General features: G+C 69.0%; 19 protein-coding genes. 10 read left to right on the top strand and 9 right to left on the bottom strand.

All coding sequences use genetic code 11. The features are described from left to right. Nucleotides 1-74 precede the first annotated feature (74 nt). The 4 genes from ACFYXH_RS19195 (at nucleotide 75) to ACFYXH_RS19180 (ending at nucleotide 3,915) form a co-directional block, all read left to right on the top strand. Entirely contained in the window at nucleotides 75-1,436 is a 1,362-nt protein-coding gene (locus ACFYXH_RS19195) for an extracellular solute-binding protein (protein WP_389564093.1), read from the top strand. Beyond that, the gene (locus tag ACFYXH_RS19190) at nucleotides 1,433-2,299 is read left to right on the top strand and encodes a carbohydrate ABC transporter permease (protein WP_389564090.1); all 867 of its coding nucleotides are present in this window, start codon (nucleotides 1,433-1,435) and stop codon (nucleotides 2,297-2,299) included. Before ACFYXH_RS19195 ends, ACFYXH_RS19190 begins: the two co-directional genes overlap by 4 nt. Continuing rightward, the gene (locus ACFYXH_RS19185) at nucleotides 2,299-3,123 is read left to right on the top strand and encodes a carbohydrate ABC transporter permease (RefSeq protein ID WP_389564088.1); all 825 of its coding nucleotides are present in this window, start codon (nucleotides 2,299-2,301) and stop codon (nucleotides 3,121-3,123) included. The genes ACFYXH_RS19190 and ACFYXH_RS19185 overlap by 1 nt, the downstream gene beginning before the upstream one ends. A gap of 114 nt (nucleotides 3,124-3,237) precedes the next feature. Beyond that, entirely contained in the window at nucleotides 3,238-3,915 is a 678-nt protein-coding gene (locus ACFYXH_RS19180) for a helix-turn-helix domain-containing protein (protein WP_389564086.1), read from the top strand. Here the strand turns inward: ACFYXH_RS19180 and ACFYXH_RS19175 are convergent. Further along, nucleotides 3,912-4,883 (bottom strand): RICIN domain-containing protein, encoded by a 972-nt coding sequence (locus ACFYXH_RS19175; RefSeq protein WP_389564083.1) that lies wholly within the window; start codon nucleotides 4,881-4,883, stop codon nucleotides 3,912-3,914. The two genes, ACFYXH_RS19180 and ACFYXH_RS19175, sit on opposite strands and share 4 nt — an antisense overlap. Nucleotides 4,884-5,124: 241 nt before the next feature. Beyond that, nucleotides 5,125-6,150, bottom strand: coding sequence for an ATP-dependent 6-phosphofructokinase (locus ACFYXH_RS19170; protein WP_327326164.1), 1,026 nt, complete (start codon nucleotides 6,148-6,150; stop codon nucleotides 5,125-5,127). A gap of 279 nt (nucleotides 6,151-6,429) precedes the next feature. On the opposite strand from ACFYXH_RS19170, the gene pta reads away from it, so the two are divergent. From pta to pyk, 3 genes are all read left to right on the top strand, one after another. Next, the gene (gene pta, locus ACFYXH_RS19165; protein WP_385305631.1) at nucleotides 6,430-8,511 is read left to right on the top strand and encodes a phosphate acetyltransferase; all 2,082 of its coding nucleotides are present in this window, start codon (nucleotides 6,430-6,432) and stop codon (nucleotides 8,509-8,511) included. Then, complete coding sequence (locus ACFYXH_RS19160) at nucleotides 8,508-9,728, top strand: acetate kinase (RefSeq protein ID WP_389564078.1); 1,221 nt, start codon at nucleotides 8,508-8,510, stop codon at nucleotides 9,726-9,728. Before pta ends, ACFYXH_RS19160 begins: the two co-directional genes overlap by 4 nt. A gap of 108 nt (nucleotides 9,729-9,836) precedes the next feature. Continuing rightward, complete coding sequence (pyk, locus tag ACFYXH_RS19155) at nucleotides 9,837-11,267, top strand: pyruvate kinase (protein ID WP_327326161.1); 1,431 nt, start codon at nucleotides 9,837-9,839, stop codon at nucleotides 11,265-11,267. Nucleotides 11,268-11,338: 71 nt separating this feature from the next. Here the strand turns inward: pyk and ACFYXH_RS19150 are convergent, their stop codons facing one another. The 5 genes from ACFYXH_RS19150 to ACFYXH_RS19130 form a co-directional block, all read right to left on the bottom strand. Next, a complete protein-coding gene (locus ACFYXH_RS19150; protein WP_389564074.1) occupies nucleotides 11,339-12,007 on the bottom strand; it encodes a hypothetical protein in 669 nt (222 codons plus the stop codon). Nucleotides 12,008-13,231: 1,224 nt separating this feature from the next. Then, nucleotides 13,232-14,515 (bottom strand): hypothetical protein, encoded by a 1,284-nt coding sequence (locus ACFYXH_RS19145; protein ID WP_389564073.1) that lies wholly within the window; start codon nucleotides 14,513-14,515, stop codon nucleotides 13,232-13,234. Further along, the gene (locus tag ACFYXH_RS19140) at nucleotides 14,505-15,056 is read right to left on the bottom strand and encodes a DUF6114 domain-containing protein (RefSeq protein ID WP_389564070.1); all 552 of its coding nucleotides are present in this window, start codon (nucleotides 15,054-15,056) and stop codon (nucleotides 14,505-14,507) included. Before ACFYXH_RS19140 ends, ACFYXH_RS19145 begins: the two co-directional genes overlap by 11 nt. Nucleotides 15,057-15,153: 97 nt before the next feature. Continuing rightward, entirely contained in the window at nucleotides 15,154-15,807 is a 654-nt protein-coding gene (locus tag ACFYXH_RS19135) for a DUF6230 family protein (protein WP_389564068.1), read from the bottom strand. Between the two features lie 654 nt (nucleotides 15,808-16,461). After that, nucleotides 16,462-17,439 (bottom strand): tetratricopeptide repeat protein, encoded by a 978-nt coding sequence (locus tag ACFYXH_RS19130; protein ID WP_389564065.1) that lies wholly within the window; start codon nucleotides 17,437-17,439, stop codon nucleotides 16,462-16,464. Between the two features lie 229 nt (nucleotides 17,440-17,668). Between ACFYXH_RS19130 and ACFYXH_RS19125 the strand changes: the two genes are divergently transcribed. After that, nucleotides 17,669-18,316: a TetR/AcrR family transcriptional regulator gene (locus tag ACFYXH_RS19125; RefSeq protein ID WP_385305839.1), complete on the top strand. Its 648-nt coding sequence runs from the start codon at nucleotides 17,669-17,671 to the stop codon at nucleotides 18,314-18,316. Between the two features lie 88 nt (nucleotides 18,317-18,404). Here the strand turns inward: ACFYXH_RS19125 and ACFYXH_RS19120 are convergent, their stop codons facing one another. Both ACFYXH_RS19120 and ACFYXH_RS19115 read right to left on the bottom strand, forming a co-directional pair. Next, nucleotides 18,405-19,400, bottom strand: coding sequence for a GDP-mannose 4,6-dehydratase (locus ACFYXH_RS19120; RefSeq protein WP_389564062.1), 996 nt, complete (start codon nucleotides 19,398-19,400; stop codon nucleotides 18,405-18,407). Beyond that, nucleotides 19,397-20,566, bottom strand: coding sequence for a glycosyltransferase (locus ACFYXH_RS19115; protein ID WP_389564059.1), 1,170 nt, complete (start codon nucleotides 20,564-20,566; stop codon nucleotides 19,397-19,399). The genes ACFYXH_RS19120 and ACFYXH_RS19115 overlap by 4 nt, the downstream gene beginning before the upstream one ends. A gap of 63 nt (nucleotides 20,567-20,629) precedes the next feature. Here ACFYXH_RS19115 and ACFYXH_RS19110 point away from each other — a divergent pair, with 63 nt between their 5' ends. Both ACFYXH_RS19110 and ACFYXH_RS19105 read left to right on the top strand, forming a co-directional pair. Next, nucleotides 20,630-21,307, top strand: coding sequence for a response regulator transcription factor (locus tag ACFYXH_RS19110; protein WP_389564056.1), 678 nt, complete (start codon nucleotides 20,630-20,632; stop codon nucleotides 21,305-21,307). After that, nucleotides 21,307-22,689, top strand: a complete 1,383-nt coding sequence (locus ACFYXH_RS19105) for a sensor histidine kinase (RefSeq protein ID WP_389564053.1) — start codon at nucleotides 21,307-21,309, stop codon at nucleotides 22,687-22,689. Before ACFYXH_RS19110 ends, ACFYXH_RS19105 begins: the two co-directional genes overlap by 1 nt. The last annotated feature ends 90 nt before the right edge of the window (nucleotides 22,690-22,779 follow it).

Raw genomic sequence — 22,779 nt, 5'->3', positions numbered from 1 at the left:
CGGTCCTACGGTCACGGCAGCCCCCGTGGCCCGGGCCCCGGCCCGGAGCCCCCGGCTCAGAGGAGGTCGTGCCCGTGCGCCCCACCGCCCCACTGATCCTCATCACTGCCGTCACCGCGCTCGCCGCAGGAACACTCACCGCCTGCGGCGGCGGCTCCGGCGGCGACCCCGACACCGTCAAGGTCGCCTACAACCGGTCCACCGACAACAAGATCCGCTTCAAGGACGCCCATCTCGAGGCCGCGAAGAAGCAGTTCGAGAAGGACCACCCGGGCAAGAAGATCAAGCTCATCCCGATCCAGGCACCGGACAACGACTACGCCACCAAGGCGCAGCAGATGATGCGCTCCCCGAAGACCGCGCCCGATCTGCTCTACGAGGACACCTTCCGTATCAACTCCGACATCAAGGCCGGGTACTTGAAGCCGCTGGACACCTATCTGCCCAAGTGGGACCAGTGGGGCCAGTTCGTCGACACGGCGAAGGCGGCGGCCAAGGCGGAGGACGGCAAGACGTACGGCATCCCGGACGGCACCGACACCCGCGGACTGTGGTTCAACAAGGCGATCTTCGCCAAGGCCGGTCTGCCCGCCGACTGGCAGCCCAAGAACTGGGCGGAAATCCTGGACGCGGCCCGCACCGTCAGGAAGAAGGTCCCGGGCGCCATCCCGCTCAATGTCTACACCGGCAAGGGCCCCGGCGAGGCGGCCGTGATGCAGGGCTTCGAGATGCTGCTGTACGGCACCGGTGAGGACCCGCTCTACGATCCCTCCGCCAAGAAGTGGGTGGCCGCGGGCAAGGGATTCCAGGACTCGCTCGACTTCGTACGCACGGTGTACTCGGAGAAGCTCGGCCCGGACGTCTCCGACGCGCTCGACCCCAATGTCGGCACGCGGGTCGCCACCGAGTGGTTCCCCGAAGGCAGGCTCGCGATCTCCCTGGACGGCTCCTGGATGGGCCAGAACTGGGTGAACAAGGGGCCCAAGGAGTGGCCGAACTGGGGCAAGGAGCTGGCCCAGACCCCGATGCCCACCCAGTACGGCCAGGCGCCCGGCAAGGTGTCCATGTCCGGCGGCTGGGCCTGGTCGATCCCGCAGAAGTCGAAGAATCCCGATCTCGCCTTCGACTTCATCAAGACGCTCCAGACCAAGGAGAACGCGACCCAGTGGTGCGTGGTCGCCGCGCAGATCGCCGTACGCAAGGACGTGGCCGCGGAACCGAAGTATCTGAAGTCCATGCCGGGCATCGACTTCTTCACCGGGCTCGTCCAGTACACCCACTACCGGCCCGCGCTGCCCGTCTATCCGCAGGTGTCGACGGCGATCGGGGAGGCGATGGAGAAGGTGACGACGGGTGATGCCTCGGCCGCGGATGCGGCGAAGGCGTACAACGACCAGCTGAAGACGATCGTCGACGGCGCGATCGTCAGCAAGTGAGCACCCGGGGAACGGGGTTGTGGCGGTGGGTGCCGATCGCCCCCGCCACCGTCCTGCTGCTGCTGTTCCTCGCGGGACCCATCGGCTACTGCGTCTGGATCGCCTTCACCAACACCCAGCTGACCGGCGCGTCGGGATCCGACTTCGTCGGCCTGGACAACTTCCGCCGGGCCTTCGCGGACGACGACTTCCGTAACGCCGTCCGGCTCACGCTCGTCTTCACCTTCGTCTCGGCGGTCCTCGGCCAGAACACGCTGGGCCTGGCGCTGGCGGGACTGATGCGGGCCGCCTCCCGTCCCGTACGCACCGTCACCGGGACCCTGGTGATCACCGCCTGGGTACTGCCGGAGATCGTCGCGGCGTTTCTGCTGTACACCTTCTTCCGCCGGGAGGGGACGCTGAACGCCGTGCTGGACTGGCTGCATCTGCCGTCCCAGAACTGGCTCTTCACACTGCCGATCCTGGCGGTGTCCTTCGCCAATGTCTGGCGCGGTACGGCCTTCTCGATGCTGATCTACTCCGCCGCGCTCGCCGAGATCCCGCGGGACATCACGGAGGCGGCGGAGGTCGACGGGGCGAGCGGGCCGCGCCGGGTCTGGCACATCACGCTGCCGATGATCCGCCGTTCCATCGGCACGAATCTGATGCTGAACACGCTCTCCACGCTCTCGGTCTTCGGTCTGATCTGGGCGATGACGCGCGGCGGCCCGGGCAACCGCAGCCAGACGCTGCCGGTGTTCATGTACGACCAGGCGTTCCTCAAGAGCCTGATCGGCTACGGCACGGCGGTGGCACTGCTGCTCCTGCTGGTGGGCTCGCTGTTCTCGATCGTCTATCTGCGCCTGATGAAGGTGGAGGTGTGATGCGCCGGACCACCCGCGCCCGGCTCGCCGCCAATGCCGCCCTGCTGCTCACCGCCGCGGCCTTCGCGCTGCCGCTGCTGTGGCTGCTGCTGGCGTCGGTGAACGCGGAGGCCGACCTGCGGGTACGGGCGCCGTCGTCGTTCACTGCGGACAATTTCGACGCGGTGCTCACCGACGAGATCACCTTCACGCCGATGCTCAACAGCCTGCTGCTGTGCGGCGGCGCGACCCTGCTGACGGTGGGGTGCGCGGCGCTGGCCGCATATCCGCTCTCCCGGCACCACTCGCGCTTCAACCGGCCGTTTCTGCTGACGATCCTGTTCACGACGTGTCTGCCGATCACCGCGGTCATGGTCCCGGTGTACGGACTGTTCGTGCAGGTCAATCTGATCGACACGATGTACGGTACGGGGCTCTTCCTCGCCACCTCCCAACTGCCGTTCTCCATCTGGCTGATGAAGAACTTCATGGACGGCGTCCCGGTGGTGCTGGAGGAGGCGGCCTGGACGGACGGCGCGTCGAATCTGCAGACGCTCACCAGGGTCGTACTGCCGCTGATGGGCCCGGGGCTGACAGTGGTGACGATCTACACCTTCATCCAGCTCTGGGGGAACTTCTTCGTACCGTTCATGCTGATCCTGTCCCCGGAGCAGATGCCTGCGTCGGTCTCGATCTTCACCTTCTTCGGCAACTACGGCTCGGTGATCTACGGGCAGCTCGCGGCGTTCTCGATTCTGTACTCGGCGCCGGTGCTGGTGCTGTACGTGCTGATCGCGCGGAGGCTGGGCGGCGGCTTCGCACTGGGCGGCGCGGTCAAGGGCTGACGAATCACCCAGTACATTACCAATGGGTACGATCAGCTCGGACGTTCCTACGACAAGTGGCGTTGGGTGAACGCACCGTAGTCGCCGCCCCCTCCTGCCGCCTAGCGTGTGCGCGTGCACCCCACCCCCGCTCCACGCTTCAACGCCCTCGCCGCGCGCCGACTGCGCGAGGCCCTGGGTATGGCGCCAGGCCATGTCGCGTACGGTCTCCGCGCCCAGTACGGGCTCCAGATCACACCGGACACGGTGGTCGCCTGGGAGCGCGGTGTCGCCGCGCCCGGTTCACGCGAACTCACTGCGCTCGCCGGGGTGTTGTGGTGCGCGCAGAGTGAGCTGCTCGCCGCCGCGGCGACCCTGCGCGAGCACCGGATGGCGCAAGGCCTCGCCCCCGACGAGCTGGCGCTGCGGGTCGGCGTGGACGCCGCCGCGTATCTGCGGATGGAGGAGTCGGGGCGCTGGCGCGGCAATGAACGGCAGACCGCGGCGCTCGCCGAGGTGCTGGACCTGACACCACGCGAGCTGCTGACGGCGACCGGCCAGGACGAGGAGCTGGCGGAGTTGCTGCGGGACGCGGTGAAGGCGCGCTGGCAGGCGTATGTACGCCCGGTGGTGAAGATGCTGCCGATGGACCGGGGCCATCTCGAGGACGTACTGGAGGAGCTGCACGCCGACTACCAGTCCCGTATGGTCGCGACGCTCAGCTGGGGCTCCGCCTCACAGGACACCGGGGAGCCGGGCCGGGAGTTCCTGGAGCGGATCGTCGACCACTTCTGGCAACTGACCCACGCCTAGTTGCCGTTGGCGGGGGCATCGCGGTCGAACGAGAACAGCTGCCCCCGCGCGTCCTTCGTGCAGACCTGCTGCACAATCCGCGCCCCGCGCTCCTTCGAGGCGTCCTGCACCCCGGCGCAGAGATCGCTGTGCAGCGGCCTCAGCCGGTAGCCGCGCACCGGCTTGCCGACTGCCTCCAGCCGGAAGGCCTCGGCCGGTCCGCGTTTGCCGCACTCCTGGTCCGCGAGCGGGGCGCCCGCCTTTGTCGACTTCTCCCCCACACCGGTGCAGCCCGGACCGAAGTCGCGGTGATCCGTCTCTATCCGCCAGGCGGGCTCGACCGGCTTCAGGGCAAAGCGCGGGATGGTGTCCGACGCACACGGCTCCTGGTAGAGCTGTCCGCTCCGCTGCCCGGCGTGCTCGGCCAGACAGAGTCCGGAGTGGACGACCCTGATCTCTACGGGTCCTGGCGCCGGTGCGACCACAGCCGCGTGACGCTCCGCCGTTGGCTTGTCGTCCTCCGGCAGCAGAAAGGCGATGGTGACCGCCACCGCGGCCGCACCCAGCGCGACGACGGCCGGCCACTTCGCACGGGAGCGCCAGGACCGGCGCGGCGGCTCAGGTGGTTTCGCCTCCTCCGGCCCGGGGCCGGCCTCCTGTTCGCCGACGCCGTAGTCGGGGACCTCGACGGCCTGTCGCTCACGCCGGGTGAGCTCTTTTCGGACCCGCAGCCAGCTCTCGGTCGCTCCCGGGCCGCAGCCGCAGGCGCGTACGAACGCCGCCACCAGCTCCTCGCGCGGCACCGTGCTGCGGCTGAGCATATTGGCGACGGTGGAGCGCGGCAGTACGTCGCCGACCGCTTCCGCCCGGGCCGTCAACTCCCGGTAGGTCAGGCCGGACCAGTCCTTCAGCTGCTGCATCCGGGCCACGAACTCGGCGGAGCTGTGCGCCTGTTCGGGATCAGGCGCACCGTGCCCGGCTGGGTCCATCCGTCCCTCCATCTTCCACTCCACCTGCTGGGACAGGGCTGGGACATGTCCCGGACAGGGAACAGCCTTGCCATTCGCGCCGTTCAACTCAAGAGTGATCTGCGCCAACCACTGCGGAAACCGGCGGGGATAGACGAGCGGCCTTGATCGCACACGGGGGGTGCGATCAAGGCCGTTCGGCAGCCGGAGCCAGAAACCGACGTCGGAACAGAGGTCAGGGCCTACGTCCCAAAGGGCAGGGTCAGAAGACCGATTCCGCCTCACGCATCCGGCTGGCAGGCACGGTCTTCAGCCGCGTGACCGCCTCCGCCAGCGGCACCATCGTGACATCCGTGCCGCGCAGCGCCGTCATCATGCCGAACTCACCTCGGTGCGCCGCCTCCACGGCATGCCAGCCGAAGCGCGTGGCGAGCACCCGGTCGTACGGGGTGGGCGTACCGCCGCGCTGCACATGCCCGAGGATCACCGGCTTGGCCTCCTTGCCGAGCCGGTGCTCCAGCTCCGCGGCGAGACGGTTGCCGATGCCCTTGAAACGCTCATGACCGTACTGGTCGATCTCGCCCTTCTCGTACGCCATCGAGCCCTCGGCCGGATGCGCGCCCTCGGCGACGCAGATGACCGCGAACTTCTTGCCGCGCGAGAAGCGCTCCTCGATCATCTTCATCAGGTCCTCGACCTGGAATTGCCGCTCCGGCAGACAGATGCCGTGCGCGCCGCCCGCCATGCCGGACTCCAGCGCGATCCAGCCGGCGTGCCGCCCCATGACCTCGACGACCATGACGCGCTGGTGGGACTCGGCGGTGGTCTTCAGACGGTCGATGGCCTCGGTCGCGACCATGACGGCGGTGTCGAAGCCGAAGGTGCGGTCGGTGGAGGAGATGTCGTTGTCGATGGTCTTCGGTACGCCGACGACGGGCATCCCGGCCTCCGACAGCAGCCGGGACGCGGTGAGCGTGCCCTCGCCGCCGATCGGGATGAGCACGTCGATGCCGTACTGCCGCGCCAACTCCGGGGCGTTCTCGGCGGCTTCACTCAGTCGGCCGCGCTCCAGGCGCGTGGAGCCCAGGATCGTACCGCCGCGGGCGAGAATGCCGCTGACCGCGTTGAGGTCGAGCGGACGGTAGTGGCCGTCGAGGAGACCCCTGAACCCGTCCTCGAAACCGATGACTTCATCGCCGTGCCCGGTCAGGGCGCGATGCACGACCGACCGGATCACTGCGTTCAGGCCGGGACAGTCGCCGCCTGCGGTGAGAACTCCGATGCGCATCGTGCTGTGTCTCCTGCTCGTCAGTGATACATGTGAGCCCAGGTTCGATTGTTCCACGGACTTGCGGGGACCCGCGCTCTCAGCTACTCCGCCGGATGGCACTTGGACCGTGCTCGGAGACCTTTGGACCAGCCCCCGCCCGGCGGGCGCTCTACCTACCCACAGAGGTATTGTCAAGAGGGCAATGCCGCCCCCGAGCGGTTTTTTTGCACGCCCGGGGTCGCGGATTCAGCTGGATCCACAGGATGTGTACGCCACAGCATGGACGGGAGAGCACGCGTGACGCGCAGCGTGTACGTGACCGGGATCGACCGCGGGGACGGCCGCCAGGTCGTCGAGCTGGGAGTCATGGAGCTCCTGACCCGCCAGGTGGACCGGGTGGGTGTCTTCCGGCCGCTGGTGCACGACGGACCCGACCGGCTCTTCGACCTGCTGCGAGTGCGCTACCGGCTGTCTCAGGACGAGGCGACGGTGTACGGCATGGACTACCACGAGGCCGCGGCACTGCAGGCCGAGAAGGGTACCGACGAGCTGGTTTCCCGGCTCGTCGAGCGCTTTCTCCAGGTGGCGCGGGAGTACGAGGTCGTGCTCGTTCTCGGCACGGACTTCTCCGCCACCCAGCTCCCCGACGAGCTGGCGCTCAACGCCCGCCTGGCCAATGAGTTCGGTTCCTCGGTGATCCCGGTGGTGGGCGGCAAGGGCCAGACCGCGGAGTCGGTGCGGGCCGAGACCCGTAACGCCCATCGCGCGTACGAGGTGCTGGGCTGCGACATCCTCGCCATGGCTGTCAACCGGGTCGCCCCCGAGGAGCGCGAGATCATAGCCGAGCGGCTTGCGGCCCGCCTCCCGGTGCCCTGCTACGTACTCCCCGACGAGCCGGCACTCGCGGCCCCCACGGTCGCCCAGATCACCCATGCGCTGGCCGGCACGGTGCTGCTCGGCGACGACGCGGGACTGGCCAGGGACGCGATGGACTTCGTCTTCGGCGGTGCGATGCTGCCGAACCTGCTGAACGCCCTGACCCCCGGCTGCATGGTGGTCACCCCCGGCGACCGCGCCGACATCGTGGTGGGCGCGCTCGCCGCGCACTCCGCGGGCACCCCGCCCATCGCGGGCGTCCTGCTGACGCTGAACGAGCGGCCGAGCAAGGAGATCCTCACGCTGGCCGCCCGGCTCGCGCCCGGCACCCCGGTGATCTCGGTCTCCGGGAACAGCTTCCCCACCGCCGCCGAACTCTTCTCGCTGGAAGGCAAGTTGAACGCCGCCACGCCGCGCAAGGCGGAGACCGCGCTCGGCCTCTTCGAGCGCCATGTCGACACCGCCGACCTGCTGGACCGGATCTCGGTGGCCCGCAGCGGCCGGGTCACGCCCATGATGTTCGAGCACGATCTCCTTGAGCAGGCCCGCGCCCACCGCCGCCGTGTCGTGCTGCCCGAGGGCACGGTGGAGCGGGTGCTGCGCGCCGCCGACGTACTGCTGCGCCGTGACGTCTGCGACCTGACCCTCCTCGGCGACACCGAGGTCATCCGTAAGAAGGCCGCGGACCTCGGCGTCGACCTCGCGTCCGCCCAGCTGATCGACCCGCAGACCTCCGAGCTGCGCCAGGGCTTCGCCGAGCGGTACGCGCAGCTGCGCGCCCACAAGGGCGTGACGGTGGAGCTGGCGTACGACGTGGTGGCGGATGTGAACTACTTCGGCACGCTGATGGTCCAGGAGGGCCTGGCCGACGGCATGGTGTCGGGCTCGGTGCACTCCACGGCCGCGACGATCCGCCCGGCCTTCGAGATCATCAAGACGAAGCCGGACGCATCGATCGTCTCCTCGGTCTTCTTCATGTGCCTGGCCGACAAGGTGCTGGTGTACGGCGACTGCGCGGTCAATCCGGACCCGAACGCCGAGCAGCTCGCGGACATCGCGGTCCAGTCGGCGGCGACCGCGGCCCGCTTCGGCGTGGACCCGCGGATCGCGATGCTCTCGTACTCCACGGGCACCTCGGGCTCGGGCGCGGACGTCGACAAGGTGCGCGAGGCGACCAAGCTGGTGAGGGAGTCCCGTCCGGATCTGCGGGTCGAGGGCCCGATCCAGTACGACGCGGCCGTGGCGCCGTCCGTCGCGGCGACGAAGCTGCCGGACTCGGAGGTGGCGGGCCGGGCGACGGTGCTGATCTTCCCTGACCTCAACACCGGCAACAACACCTACAAGGCCGTGCAGCGCTCGGCCGGCGCCGTGGCCGTCGGGCCGGTGCTGCAGGGTCTGCGCAAGCCGGTGAACGACCTCTCGCGCGGCGCGCTCGTCAGCGACATCGTGAACACGGTCGCCATCACCGCGATCCAGTCCCAGGGTCAGGAGATCCCCGCATGACCGCCACCCGCGTTCTCGTCCTCAACTCCGGCTCCTCGTCGCTCAAGTACCAGCTTCTCGACATGCGCGACGGCGAGCGGCTGGCTGTCGGCCTGGTCGAGCGGATCGGCGAGGTGACGTCCCGTCTGGTGCACACGCCGCTGACCGGCGGCGGTGCCGGGAAGCGCGAGCGCACCAGCCCGGTCGCCGACCACAGCGCGGCGTTGAAGGCGGTCGCCGAGGAACTGGTGCTCGACGGGCTCGGCCTGGACTCTCCCGAACTGGCGGCGGTCGGCCACCGGGTGGTGCACGGCGGTCTGAAGTTCACCGAACCGACCCTGATCACCGACGAGGTGCTCGCCGAGGTGGAGCGCCTGATCCCGGTGGCTCCGCTGCACAATCCGGCGAACATCACCGGTATCCGTACCGCTCAGGCGCTGCGCCCGGACCTTCCGCAGGTCGCGGTCTTCGACACCGCCTTCCACTCGACGATGCCGGAGTCGGCGGCGCGGTACGCGATCGACGTCGAGACGGCGGACGCCCACCGGATCCGCCGCTACGGCTTCCACGGCACCTCGCACGCGTATGTCTCCCGCAAGACGGCGGCCCTGCTCGGCAAGGACCCGTCCGAGGTGAACGTCATCGTCCTGCACCTCGGCAATGGAGCCTCCGCCTCGGCGGTCGCGGGCGGCCGGTGCGTGGACACCTCGATGGGGCTGACGCCGCTGGAGGGTCTGGTGATGGGTACGCGCTCCGGTGACATCGACCCCGCGGTCACCTTCCACCTCAAGCGGGTCGCCGGAATGTCGGCGGACGAGATCGACGAACTGCTCAACAAGAAGAGCGGCCTGGTGGGTCTGTGCGGCGACAACGACATGCGGGAGATCCGCCGCCGGATCGACGAGGGCGACGAGCGTGCGCAGCTCGCCTTCGACATCTACGTCCACCGGCTGAAGAAGTACATCGGCGCGTACTACGCGATCCTCGGCCGGGTGGACGCGATCGCGTTCACAGCCGGAGTCGGTGAGAACGCGGCGCCGGTGCGCGAGGCCGCCGTCGCGGGTCTGGAGGAGCTGGGTCTGACGCTGGACCTCGAGCTCAATGCCGTACGTTCCGAAGAGGCGCGGATCGTCTCGGCGGCGGACGCCCGGGTCGCGGTGGCCGTGGTCCCGACGGACGAGGAATTGGAGATCGCCCAGCAGACGTTCGCTCTGGTCGCCCCCGAGGGCGTCGTATGAGGGCGTATGAGGGCGTATGAGGGCCCACGTCTGAGCGACAGACCGCCCATTTGTACTTTCCACCAGACGGAATATTCCGCAGAGAAACAAACCGATAGGATCCGCCTTATGCGCCGTTCCAAAATCGTCTGCACACTGGGCCCCGCCGTCGACTCCTACGAGCAGCTGAAAGCGCTCATCGAGGCCGGCATGAACGTGGCCCGACTCAACATGAGCCATGGGACCCACGCTGAGCACGAGGAGCGGTACCACCGCGTGCGCAAGGCGTCCGAGGACACCGGCCGCGCGGTCGGCGTCCTCGTCGACCTGCAGGGTCCCAAGATCCGTCTGGAAACGTTCGCCGAGGGCCCGGTCGAACTGGTCCGAGGCGACGAATTCACCATCACCACCGAGGATGTCCCCGGCGACAAGTCGATCTGCGGCACCACGTACAAGGGTCTGCCCGGGGATGTCTCCAAGGGCGACCAGATCCTGATCAACGACGGCAACGTCGAGCTGCGCGTCATCGAGGTCACGGGCACACAGGTCAAGTCGATCGTCGTCGAGGGCGGAGTGATCTCCGACCACAAGGGCATCAACCTGCCCGGCGCGGCGGTCAATGTCCCGGCCCTCTCCGAGAAGGACGTCGAGGACCTCCGATTCGCCCTCCGGCTGGGCTGCGACCTGGTCGCGCTCTCCTTCGTACGGGACGCGAGCGACGTCAAGGACGTCCACAAGGTGATGGACGAGGAGGGCCGCCGGGTCCCCGTCATCGCCAAGGTGGAGAAGCCGCAGGCCGTCGCCAACATGCAGGACGTCGTCATGGCGTTCGACAGCGTGATGGTGGCGCGCGGCGACCTGGCCGTCGAGTACCCGCTCGAGAAGGTCCCGATGGTCCAGAAGCGCCTCATCGAGCTGTGCCGCCGCAACGCCAAGCCGGTGATCGTGGCGACCCAGATGATGGAGTCGATGATCACCAACTCCCGCCCGACGCGCGCCGAGGCGTCCGACGTGGCCAACGCCATCCTCGACGGCGCGGACGCGGTCATGCTGTCGGCCGAGTCCTCGGTCGGCGCGTACCCGATCGAGACGGTCAAGACGATGTCGAAGATCGTCGTCGCCGCGGAGGAGGAGCTGCTCTCCAAGGGCCTCCAGCCGCTGGTCCCGGGCAAGAAGCCGCGTACGCAGGGCGGTTCGGTGGCCCGCGCGGCGTGCGAGATCGCGGACTTCCTGGACGGCAAGGCGCTGATCGCCTTCACCCAGTCCGGCGACACGGCCCGCCGGCTCTCCCGCTACCGCGCCAAGCAGCCGATCCTGGCCTTCACGACGGACGAGTCCACCCGTAACCAGCTGGCTCTGAGCTGGGGCGTGGAGTCCTTCCTCGCACCGTTCGTGGAGACGACGGACGCGATGGTCGACCTGGTCGACGCGGCGCTGCTGAAGCTGCAGCGCTACAACGAGGGCGACACCATGATCATCACGGCGGGCTCGCCTCCGGGCGTCCCGGGCACGACGAACATGGTGCGGGTGCACCACTTGGGCGGCGGGACGCCCGCCTGACGCGGCCCGTCTCCACATGTGACGAGGGCGGCACCCCGGACGGGATCCGGGGTACCGCCCTCGGCGTTTGCTTACCGCGGGCTCAGCCCCTGGTCCAACCAGTTGAAGTCCCCGTCGTCGACAACGGCCTCGTCAAGGCCGAGCAACTTGCCGAGCGCGACGTAGCGGTCGTACGTGGCATCACTGATCGGCACGAAGAACGCCTTCATCGCCCGCAGGAAGAGCCGGAAGCCCAGCTCCGGGTCCACCTCGGTGACGACCCGCTCCAGCGTGGGCACCACATACGGGACCGCGCTGTAGGAGTGGTTGGCACTGGTGGCTTCCAAGGCCGCGCCGACCGCGCGGATCTCGGCCAGGACGGCGTCGCTCAGCCCCCCGACCGGAGCGGCCGCGGGAACGGTGGGCGTGAAGGACGGGTCGTCCCGGCGGATCCGGGCAGTGCAGATGTCGGCAATCCGGCGCAGCCACTGCCGGCCGTCGATACCGAGACGCTCCAGGTCGAAGTCCCGGAACGTCCCCGCCAGCCAGAGAGTGGTGACCGCCTGGCCGGACAGCGGCGAATCCAGCAGCCGGAGGGCATCCTCCAGGAGCCGGCGCGCGAACGCGCCCTCGTACCGGTCCGCGCTGCTCGCGATGACGTCCAGCCCGGCGGCCTCGCTCCCGACCCGCGGATAGTGGAACCACTTGATGAGTCCGCTGAGTCCGAAGTCGATACCGAACTCCTGATGGGGCCTCGCCATGGTCCCGCTCTCCGTCCCGCTCCAGCATCCACGTCCACTCGGCGTCGCCATTCGAGCTCGTGCGGCCAGAGTTTGTTCGTCAGGGTACCGAGCGAGCCCCCTCCCCTTGGCGCGTCCACAGGTGGACGACGGGCGAGACGGCTCTCCGCCCTTTTCGCCTTCGGGCCACCCGTGTAATGATCAACACGCCTTCGGGGGGAGGGCGTGCCCCATGGGTGCGCCCTGGGGCCTTTTCGCTCTGACCAGAGCAGTTTTGACGACCCATCAGACCACACGGGTTCCCTGATTCCGCGCTTCCTTCCTGGGCCGACCTTTTGCCGAGAAGACAGGCTGAGAAGTGCGAAGAACAATGCTGCCGAGAAACGGACGCGCCAGACGCGCCTGGGCACGAGGGATCGCCGGCACCGCTCTGGCGACCGCGTCCTCGATCCTGATGAGACTGGTGTACGCGGTACCCGCGCAGGCGGACGAGCCGGGGGACAACCCGACCGACCCGTACCAGCGGACGATACGGATCAGTCTGGGCGCGGAGGCCCGGAAGGACCGCTTTGCCAGGTGTCGCGGGGCGTGCACTACGGCGGTCCGGAGATGAAGACCGTCGCGAACACGGCGCTGTCGGGGACGGACGCGGATGTCCACGCGGCGATCAAGGACTGGAGCTTCGGGCCGCTCGGGCAGGCCCTGGACCGGGACAAGGAGGCGGGCCAGGCCTACGGGGCCACCTTCGCGGCCCGCCAGGCCAAGCTCAATGAGACCAACAAGCCCTACGCCGCCGACAACAGCTCGGGCGGACGGGACTACCACGCGCCGGAGTTCGGCGAGGACATCCTCGCCTTCACCTTCGGCAAGCAGCGCGACATCGTTACAAGACGTTCGAGGACGCCAAGCCGCTTCCCGGCAAGACATCCCTGGACAAGGCCAAGAGTGTCTTCGACGCCTTCGACACCACTGACGACAGCTTCGGGGCGGCGTACAAGCCCTATGCGGGCGACGAGCTGTTCGGCGTGGGTGGCAAGGGCACACCAGGATCAGCCAATGACATCGCCACCTTCCTGCGGTTCGGCGGCTTCCTCAAGACAGAGAGGTTCTGCGGCTGTTCTCCGAACTGGGCAGAACCAAGCGCATCAGGATTACGGCGCTCAGCTCGCTGAGGTGACAACGACTGTGGGCCGCACCCCCGGAAAGGGGTGCGGCCCACAGCCTTGTGCGGCTCCCGGACGGGTCTTAGTTCTTGCCACCGGTGAAGTAGTTGTGCAGGCCGGGAACCTTCAGCGTCCCACCGAACTGGCCGGCCTGCGTCACCTTCACGTTGGTGAAGAAGGCGAACGGAACATTCAGCGGCGGAGGCGTCTGCGGGCTGAACGTGATCGGGATGAGGCCGAAGAGGTTGCCCTTCAGCTCCTCCGTGTACATCGTCACCGTGCCGTTGGTGATCGTCGACGTGGAGCCCTTGTCCGCCTCGACGTGCGCGGTCGTGCCGTTGGGGCCGACCACCAGCTGGTGGAGGTCCTTGATGTCGACGCCCGAAGCCGTGAACTTCAGCACCTTCTTGACCTTGCCGCTGCCCGTCTTCACCTCGACGATGCCCTTGTAGTCCAGGCCCTTCAGGGTGAGCATCGAGCTCTCCAGGATCCACGGGTCGTCCGGGAGCAGCGGGATGCCCTGCTCCAGGTCCGCGGCGGCGAGCGCCTTCGGGTCCGATGTCGGACACGGGAAGCGCGGCTTGGCGCCGTCCGGGATGTCCTCGTCCTTCTTGGGGTCGAGGCCCTTGACCGCGTCGTCCAGCTCCTCGGTCGTCGCCCCGGCCTTGTCGGCCGCGTCCTTGATCGCCTCCTTGGCCTTGTCCGTCGACTCCTCCACCCTGTCGACGGGGTTCGTGGACGGCTCCTCGGAAGGCTTGGTGGACGGCGTCGTCGAAGGCGTCGGCTTGTCGGCGGGCTCGGTGCTCGCGGGCGCGCTCGGCGTCGCGGTGGCCGTGGGCTCCTTGTCGGGGCCGTCGAACAGGTCCTTGAGCGCGTCGCCCACACCCAGCGGGTCGAGCGGGTTCTTGGTCGCCGTCTCGCTGGGCGCCGGAGTCGTCGGGTTCGTCAACGGCGCCGGGGCGTCCGCAGGCTTCGACTCGGAGGCCGACGGGGTCGTGCTCGGCTTCGGCTCGTCCTTGTCGCCCGTCGAACTGCTGGCGGACGGGTCGGGCTTCTCCGACGGCGTCTCGGACGGCTTCGCCGAGTCCGACGGCTTGGGCGACTCGGAGGCCGTCGGCTCGTCCGAGCGGGTCACGCACGGGCCGGGGGCGAACGGGATGTCCTTGTCCTCGGCGAGTGCCAGCTTGGGGGTGAGACCCATGCCCAGGAAGACGGCGGTGGGCATCGCTGCCAGGGCTATCGCCTTGCCGGCCGGCATCTGGAGCTTGTTCAGCAGGGGCTTGCGGGGGGCCGCGTGCCGCGGCCCCTTTCTGGCCTGCGTCCCATCGCCTCCCACCGTGGTCAGCGGTGTGACATCACCCGGCACTGTTCCTCCCGCCGTTGGCTTCGATGGTTGTCTCGTGCGCGTGCGTGCCGTAGCTGTCCCACTGCTCCGGTACGGGTGCCTCGGCGGGACCGGGCTCCGGCGCCGGCTCCTTGGCCGGAGCCGAATCCGCGGCGGGCTTTCCCGGGGCCCAGGAGAGCGCGAGCGCACCGCCGATGAGCGAGAACAGGAAACCGATGAGGAAGCCGCCGAGGTTGGCGATCGGAATGGAGATCAGCGCCAGCAGAATCGTGGCGACGCCCGCGAACACCCGGACGATTGCGTGGAACCACATCGTCAGTCCCAGGGTGACCAGCAACACGCCGACGATCAGCGAACCCGCACCCGCGGTCGTCGACATGGCGAGCGTCATGTGCCCCAGCTTGAAGCTCGCGTACGGCAAGTAGGCGATAGGGATTCCGCCGAGCACGGTGAACAGACCCGCCCAGAAAGGCCGCTGCCCCCGCCAGGTACGGAAGATCCGCCGAATGGCGCGGATGTAGTGCTCGTCCCGCCCCGGTGACACTGCAGACTCGGCGCTCATGGAAAACAGCTCCCTGGAACTGGCGTTGCTGTGTAAAGAGAAAGGCGGGCGGGCAAGGCTGTTTCAGCTTTCCCCGCCCGCCCGGACGGGATGACCGTCAGTAGCACTCGACCCCGGCGCCGGAGCCCTTGAGCAGACGCATGCTCAGACCGCTCAGCTTGAACGTGCCGGCAGTCGTCGCCCACGCCTTCTGCTCGACGTTGTCGAGGATGGCTCGGTCGGCCTGCTGAGCGAACCCGTTCTCAAGGATCGACTTGTCCTTGACGACAGGGCCCTTGCCCTTACCCGGCCCCGTGTCCTTGGCCGCGACGCCGATGTCGATGTTCTCGAACGTGGCGTCCGCGTCCAGCTCGGACACGTCCAGGTAGAGGTTCTCCGCAGATACCGGAGTCTTCCCCCCGCCGGCCTTCAGCTGCAGAGTGACCTTGCCGACGAACGGCACGTCGGTGACAACCGACTGGCACATGTTGTTGATCGTGGCGTTCTTGAAGGACGAGATCGCGACCGGGTGGGCGGTCTTCGCGTCACCCTTCAGGTCCGCGTATCCCATGTCGACGCCGCCGTACTGGGCGAAGCCGTGACCGTCGAGGTGACCGGCCTTGACCTTGAACTCCTGGCCGGACACAGCGAACGACGCGGCCAGCGCGCCCTGTGCCAGACCGATGCCTATCGCGGCCGTTGCGGCCACACTCGGCACCATGACAAGGGCGAACCGCTTCCATCTGGTTCCGCCACGCGCCACAGACTCCATGACTTTCCTCCTTCTCGGACGTACATCTCCGGTCCGGACTCTCGTGTCCGTCCTGGGATGGGAGAAGTGCTACGTCCTCGGTAAGGAGAGCGCCTGTACTTTCAGGCGCGAGCTGCGTCCGAAACACCGGCGATCACCCCCGAGCGACAACCACTGGTCGCGCCTGACTGATCACGCACAACCTGCCGGACAGGCCCTGCCATTCGGCAGGAACCCCCCTGTCCGCGACCGGCGCCACTGCCGCCGATCCACTCGGTGGGGACCCAAGATCCCGCGGCACGGCTGGAGGCCGGGCTGGTGGGGTATTGGACCGAGCGTGGCCGATCGTGGTCCATTCCCGGCCGCGACACAAGGGGGTTCGTTACTCACTAGTAACGGCCTGATAACCACGCAACGACCGCTTGATATCGCCCGGCAACGCAGGGTGCCACCAAGGGGTCAGCCAGAAGGGGTGATTGCCGCCAATAAGCGGACAGAACAAGCGGGTTCATTTACTGCGAGTAACAAGGCATCCGTTTACCAAGTTTTGGTAAAGCGCGACCGCGTTCTGTCACCTTGTCGCCAAAGCGGCGGCGGCGCCTGACCGGCGCCACCGCCGTAAAACCCTCAGACCTGGCGGAACGGAACGTTCCGTACAGGACCTTCAAACATCACTCAGAACAGCACCCGCGCCAGCGCCGAACGCGCCGCGGTCACCCGCGGATCGTCCGGGCCGACGACCTCGAAGACCTCGAGCAGCCGCACCCGCGCCGCGTCCCGGTCCTCGCCCGCCGTGCGGCGCACCGTCTCGACAAGCCGGCCGAACGCGTCCTCGACATGACCGCCGACCAGGTCGAGGTCGGCCGCGGCGATCTGCGCCTGCACATCGGTCGGGTTCTCGGCCGCTTCCTGGCGGACCTTCTGCGGGTCCATGTCCTTCACGCGGGCGAGGAGTTCGGCCTGGGCGAGGCCCAGCTTCGCTTCCGTATTGCCCGGATCGTCGGAGAGGACGTTTTTGTACGCCTGGACCGCGCCGCCGAAGTCGCCCGCGTCCAGCGCCTGTACGGCGGCTTCCAGCAGGGCGTCGTACGGACCCTCGGGGACCTCGGCGGGGGCCGCCGCCGTCTCCGCGCCGGACGCGTCCTGATCGACGGCGATACCGGTCAGCCCGAAGCGCTCCTCGGCCACCTGGATCAGCTGGTCGAGGGTGGCGCGGATCTGGGCCTCGGGCGCCGCGCCCTGGAAGAGCGGCAGCGCCTGGCCGGCCACCACCGCGAAGACCGCCGGGATGCCCTGGATCCCGAACTGCTGCATCAGCATCTGATTGGCGTCGACGTCGATCTTGGCGAGGACGAACCGGCCGCTGTACTCCTGTGCCAGTCGCTCCAGCACCGGGCTGAGCTGCTTGCACGGCTCGCACCACTCGGCCCAGAAGTCGATGACGACCGGGACCTCGGCGGAGCGCTGGAGGACATCGCTCTCGAAGCCCGCCTCATCGACGTCGATCACCAGGCTGGAAGGGGCTACGGCACCGCCGCCGCCCTGGCGGGCGGCCTCGGCGCGCGCCTGTTCCGCCTTCGCCTTGGCCTCACCGGCCGCCTTCACCGCGGCGAGGTCGACGACGCCGCTCATGGACATGTTCCTAGGCTGCATGAGTACATCCTCCCCCTTCCGCGCGCGCATGTGAAAAATACGGCCAAGAGACCGCTGTACTGGCCAAAATGTTCGACACCGGGTCCCCACCCGGTGTCAGTGGTTGTCGCTGAAGCCGGTCAAGGCTTTCGCTACGAGTCGTAGCGTAACTGCACCGACGCTCCCGCGTCTGCCCGCATGTGAGAAACCTCCGGTGAACTGCCTCACAGCAGATCGCCTACCCGCCGGTATGGTCGCCGTCATGTGCAGCCACACCCGCCCCAAAGCCGTACGTACGGGTCGTACGGGACGCCCCCGCAGCGCCGAGGCCGACGCCGCGATCCTCGACGCGACCCGGGCGGCGCTCGTCGAGCTGGGCTGGTCGAAGCTGACGATGGGGGACGTGGCCACCCGCGCGGGGGTCGCCAAGACCACCCTCTATCGCCGCTGGGCGAACAAGAACGAGCTCGTCGTCGACGCCGTCGCCGTTCTCTTCGACGAGCTCGAACTCCCCGACCGCGGCAGCCTGACGGCCGATGTGCAGGGCGTGGTGCTCCAGTTCGCGGCGCTGCTGAACCGGCCCGAGACCAAGACCGCGCTGATGGCCGTGGTCGCCGAGTCGACGAGCGACGACGCCCTGCGCGTACGGATCCGCTCGGCGATCGTCGACCGGCAGAAGCGCCTGGTCGTGGAGGGCCGGGAGCGCGCTCAGGCCCGTGGCGAGCTGCCGTACGAGGAGGACTCGGAGGCGGCAGCCCGCAACACGGACCTGATCTTCGATGTGGTGGCGGGCGCGGTGGTGCATCGGGCGCTGGTGAGCGCGGAGCCGGTGGACGAGGAGTGGGCGCGTCGCTTCACCCTGATGCTGGTGTCGGGGATCGGGTCCCTGCAGAGCTGAGCAGTCCAGAGCTGAGATGAGCTGAGCAGACCTCGCGCAGGGCGGACCTCGCGCAGAGCGGACCTCGCGCACAGCCGAAGGGGCTGATTCAGATCTGGTAGCGGTCCGTCGCGAACAGGTGCAGGTTCTCCGCGATCCACTCCGAGGTGTGCTTCAGGCCCTCCTCCAGCGAAACCTCGGGCCGCCAGCCCGCCCACTCCCCCGCCCGCGTGTTGTCGGACAGCAGCCGCTCCACCTCACTGCCGGTGGGCCGCAGCCGCGCCGGGTCGACGACCACCTGTGCCGACCGCCCCGACGCGGCGATCAGGGCCTGCGCCAGTTCCCCGATCGCGATCTCACGGCCCGTCCCGAGGTTGACCACCTCGCCCACCGCACGGTCGCACTCCGCCATCGCCAGGAAGCCGCGCGCCGTGTCCGTGACATAGGTGAAGTCGCGGGTCGGGGTGAGCGAGCCGAGCTTGATCTCCCGCGCCCCGGCGTGGAGTTGGGCCAGGATCGCCGGGATCACGGCACGCGCGGACTGCCTCGGTCCGTAGGTGTTGAAGGGGCGTACGACCGTCACCGGCAGCTCGAAGGCGTGCCAGTGCGAGAGCGCCATCATGTCCGCGCCGATCTTCGATGCGGAGTACGGGGATTGCGGCTGCAGCGGGTGGTCCTCGCCGATGGGGGCGGTGAGGGCGGTTCCGTACACCTCGCTCGTCGAAGTGTGGACAAGACGGCGTACGGAATGGCGGCGGCAGGCCTCCGCGATGTTCTCGGTGCCGACGACATTCGTCTGGACGTACGCGCCGGGTGAGTCGTAGCTGTACGGAATGCCGATCAGCGCGGCGAGATGGAAGACCGTGTCGCAGCCGGCGACGGCGTCCATGACCCGGCCCGCGTCGCGTACATCGCCCGCGATCATCTCGACCCGGGAGTCGCCGATGTGATGGGCGAGGAATCCCTTCTCGGCGTACGGCTTGTAGTGGACGAAGGCGCGGACCTTCGCCCCGCGCTCGACGAGCAGGTCGACGAGTGTCGAGCCGATGAAACCCTCGGCGCCGGTGACCAGGACAGTTCGGTTCTGCCAGTTGATGCTGCTCATGCTGCGTACTCCTTTGTGTGCGAGGCGAGTTGAAGGACCCGGGCCGCCAGCAGGTCGGCGGCTTGGGCGTGCGGGCCCGGGTCGGCGGCGCCGCTCATCGCGGCGAGCCGGGCCGGGTCGGCGAGCAGTGGCTCGACGAGGGCGGCGAGCCGGTCGGCGGTGGCCTCCGCGTCGGGGAGCAGGAGACCGGCACCCGCGTCGGAGAGGACCCGGGCGTTATGGGTCTGGTGGTCGCCGGGGGCGTGCGGATACGGGACGAGTACGGCGGGCACGCCGACCGTGGCCAGTTCCGCGACGGTCGCGGAACCGGCTCGGCAGACGACCAGGTCGGCGGCCGCGTACGCGAGGTCCATCCGGTCCAGGTAGGGGACGGCGCGCGCGACCGGTGAGTCGCCGAGCCGTCGGCGGGTCTCGTCCAGCGCCGCGGGCCCGGTCTTGATCAGCAGCTGTACGCCGGGCCGCTCCCGCCAGCGGCCCGCGAGCCCGACAGCGGCCTCGGTGAGCCGGGCCGCGCCCAGGCTGCCGCCGTTGACCAGGACGAGCCTGGCGTCCTGGGGTACCGAGAGGGCTCTGCGGGCCTCTGCGCGCACCCCGGGCCGGTCCAGACGGGCGATCGGCGCGGCGATCGGCATTCCGGTGGTGAGGGCGTTCTCGCCGCCCGCGAGATGGGCGCGGCTGCGGTCGAAGGCGACGGCCATGTGCGGCGTGAGGCGGGCGGCGAACTGGTTGGCCCGGCCCGGTACGGCGTTGGACTCGTGGATCACGCTCGGCAGCCCGGCCATCCGCGCGCCGAGTATGACGGGCGCGCTCGGGTAGCCGCCCATGCCCACGGCGATCTGCGCCCGCTGTTCGCGCAGGATCGCCCGGCACTGGGCACCGGACCGCAGCAGAGCCGCGGGCAGCAGATAGCGCCTGGCGCCGAGGGCGGGGTCGAAGGGGATCATGTCGACGGTGTGGAGGCGGTGGCCGGCGGCCGGGATCAGTTCGGTCTCCAGGCCGCGCGTCGTACCGACGAAGGAGATCACCGCGTCGGGGACGGCCCGGCGCAGTGCGTCGGCGAGCGCGAGCCCGGGGTAGATATGGCCGCCGGTGCCGCCCGCACCGATCACGACGGAGAGTGGTGTGCGGGGTGGTGTGCCCAGTGATGTGCCCAGTGGTGTGCGCATGGCGGCCACGCTCGCGAAACCCCTTAAGAGGGTTCTAAGACCATGGTTTGGCAGTCTTTGCCCATGAAGAAGATCCTGGTTGTCGACGACGAGCCGGAAGTGCGCGCCGCGGTCGAGGACGGGCTGACGGTCGAGGGCTACGAGGTGCGCGGCGCGGGCGACGGTCTCGCGGCGCTCTCCGCCGTGGCGTCGTGGCAGCCGGACGCGATCGTGCTCGATGTGATGATGCCGGTGCTCGACGGGCTCGCCTTCTGCCGTCGGCTGCGGGCGATGGAGGACCGTACGCCGGTACTCGTACTGACCGCTCTGGACTCGGTCAGCGAGCGTGTCGACGGCCTGGACGCGGGTGCCGACGACTATCTGGTGAAGCCCTTCGCGCTGGACGAACTGACCGCACGCGTACGGGCGTTGCTGCGGCGCGCCGCTCCCCTGCCCGAGGAGTCCGGCGCGCTGTCCTTCGCCGATCTGACCGTGGATCCCGACACCCGCACGGGCAGCCGGGGCGGCCGGTCACTGGAGTTCAGCCGTACCGAGTTCACCCTGCTCGAACTGCTGCTGCGCCATCCCGGGCAGGTGCTGCCCCGCGAGCTGATCCTGGAGCTGGTGTGGGGACAGGACTTCGGTCCCGACTCCAACTCCCTTGCCGTGTACGTCGGTTATCTGCGCCGCAAGCTGGAGGCGGGCGGTGAGCCGCGTCTGGTCCATACGGTCCACGGCGTCGGCTACCGGCTGGATGTGTGATGAGCGCGCGGCGCAGGCTGGGCGCTCGCTGGCGCAGGCACCGGCCGCTGCGTACGCGGCTGGCGCTCGCCGCGTCCGCGGCCGTCGCGCTGGTCGCGGTGGGCATCTGCACGGCCGCGTTCTTCGTGATCCGTTACGAGCTGTACCACCAGCTCGATCTGAATCTGACGCAGTCGGCGACGCTGGTCACCCAGCAGAACCGCGACGAGGGCCCCGCGACGGTGGCGGGCGAGTGCCGCTTTCTGTCGGCACCGGCCTGCGCGCAGATCGTCCCCGCGGCTCCGGCGAAGGACCCCGCGAAGCCCTATCTCCTCCCGGTCAGCACGCCCGTGCGGGAGGTCGCTGCCGGGGAACGCGACCCGTACTTCACCAACGTCACCCTCTTCGGGCATCCGATGCGGATGCTGACGACCAACTTCGGCCGGGGCGAGGCACTTCAGGTCGCGCTCCGCGCGGACACGGTCGAGAGGGGCGTACACCAGGCGGCCTGGCTGCTCGCGGGCGCGGGTGCCGCGGGCGTGCTGCTCGCGGGCCTTCTGGGGTACTGGGTGTCGCGTACCGGCCTTGCTCCCGTGGCCCGGCTCACCGCCACCGCCGAGCGCATCGCGGCGACCCGCGATCCGCGTCACCGCATCGAACTCCCTGCGGGTCCCCCGGGCCGGGAGGACGAGGTGACCCGGCTGGCCGGCTCGTTCAACACGATGCTCGGCGAGCTGGAGCAGTCGGTCACCGCGCAGCGCCGGCTGGTCGCCGACGCCTCACATGAACTCCGTACGCCGCTGACGGCGCTGCGTACCAACGCGGAACTGCTCGCCCGCGCCGACCGCCTCACCGAGGCGCAGCGCACCCGCGCGTCCACCGCCCTCACGCGCCAGCTGCGCGAAGTCACCGGCCTGGTCAACGACTTGATCGAACTCGCCAGGGACGAGGAGCCTCAGCCACTCCTCGAAACGGTCCGCGTCGCCGCCCTCACCGAGCACGCGGTCGAGATGGCCCGCGCCCACTGGCCGCGGATCGTCTTCACGCTGTACGTCGACGACGCGGCGGCGGGTTTTGCGCTGCCCGGCGTGCCCTCGCGGCTGTCGCGCCTGCTGACGAATCTGCTGGACAACGCGGCCAAGTTCAGCCCGCCGGGCGACCCGGTCGAAGTCGCCCTCACCTCAAGGGAGTTGACGGTGCGGGATCACGGCCCGGGGATCGCGCCCGAGGACCTTCCGTACGTCTTCGACCGCTTCTACCGCGCGGAGACCGCCCGCGCGCTGCCCGGCTCGGGACTGGGCCTGGCGATGGCCCGCCAGATCGCGCGTGCGCACGGCGCGGAGCTGACGGCGGAGGCGGCGCAGGGGGGCGGGGCGCGGTTCCGGCTGACCCTCCCCGGGTAACTGGGGCTCCGCCCCGGACCCCCCGCCTCAAACGCCGGCGAGGCCGGGTTTCCCGCCGGACGGGCGGAAACCCAGCCCGTCCGGCGATGG

This window comes from Streptomyces sp. NPDC002730 (assembly GCF_042888805.1).
GTDB lineage: Bacteria > Actinomycetota > Actinomycetes > Streptomycetales > Streptomycetaceae > Streptomyces.
This window is presented reverse-complemented; position numbering and strand designations above follow the sequence as displayed.

Coding starts and splice junctions, on each gene's coding strand:
- ACFYXH_RS19185 (WP_389564088.1), top strand. CDS start 2,299: ATGCGCCGGACCACCCGCGCCCGGCTCGCCGCCAATGCCGCCCTGCTG.
- ACFYXH_RS19175 (WP_389564083.1), bottom strand. CDS start 4,883: ATGGACCCAGCCGGGCACGGTGCGCCTGATCCCGAACAGGCGCACAGC.
- ACFYXH_RS19170 (WP_327326164.1), bottom strand. CDS start 6,150: ATGCGCATCGGAGTTCTCACCGCAGGCGGCGACTGTCCCGGCCTGAAC.
- ACFYXH_RS19160 (WP_389564078.1), top strand. CDS start 8,508: ATGACCGCCACCCGCGTTCTCGTCCTCAACTCCGGCTCCTCGTCGCTC.
- pyk (WP_327326161.1), top strand. CDS start 9,837: ATGCGCCGTTCCAAAATCGTCTGCACACTGGGCCCCGCCGTCGACTCC.
- ACFYXH_RS19150 (WP_389564074.1), bottom strand. CDS start 12,007: ATGGCGAGGCCCCATCAGGAGTTCGGTATCGACTTCGGACTCAGCGGA.
- ACFYXH_RS19140 (WP_389564070.1), bottom strand. CDS start 15,056: ATGAGCGCCGAGTCTGCAGTGTCACCGGGGCGGGACGAGCACTACATC.
- ACFYXH_RS19135 (WP_389564068.1), bottom strand. CDS start 15,807: ATGGAGTCTGTGGCGCGTGGCGGAACCAGATGGAAGCGGTTCGCCCTT.
- ACFYXH_RS19130 (WP_389564065.1), bottom strand. CDS start 17,439: ATGCAGCCTAGGAACATGTCCATGAGCGGCGTCGTCGACCTCGCCGCG.
- ACFYXH_RS19125 (WP_385305839.1), top strand. CDS start 17,669: ATGGTCGCCGTCATGTGCAGCCACACCCGCCCCAAAGCCGTACGTACG.
- ACFYXH_RS19120 (WP_389564062.1), bottom strand. CDS start 19,400: ATGAGCAGCATCAACTGGCAGAACCGAACTGTCCTGGTCACCGGCGCC.
- ACFYXH_RS19115 (WP_389564059.1), bottom strand. CDS start 20,566: ATGCGCACACCACTGGGCACATCACTGGGCACACCACCCCGCACACCA.
- ACFYXH_RS19110 (WP_389564056.1), top strand. CDS start 20,630: ATGAAGAAGATCCTGGTTGTCGACGACGAGCCGGAAGTGCGCGCCGCG.
- ACFYXH_RS19105 (WP_389564053.1), top strand. CDS start 21,307: ATGAGCGCGCGGCGCAGGCTGGGCGCTCGCTGGCGCAGGCACCGGCCG.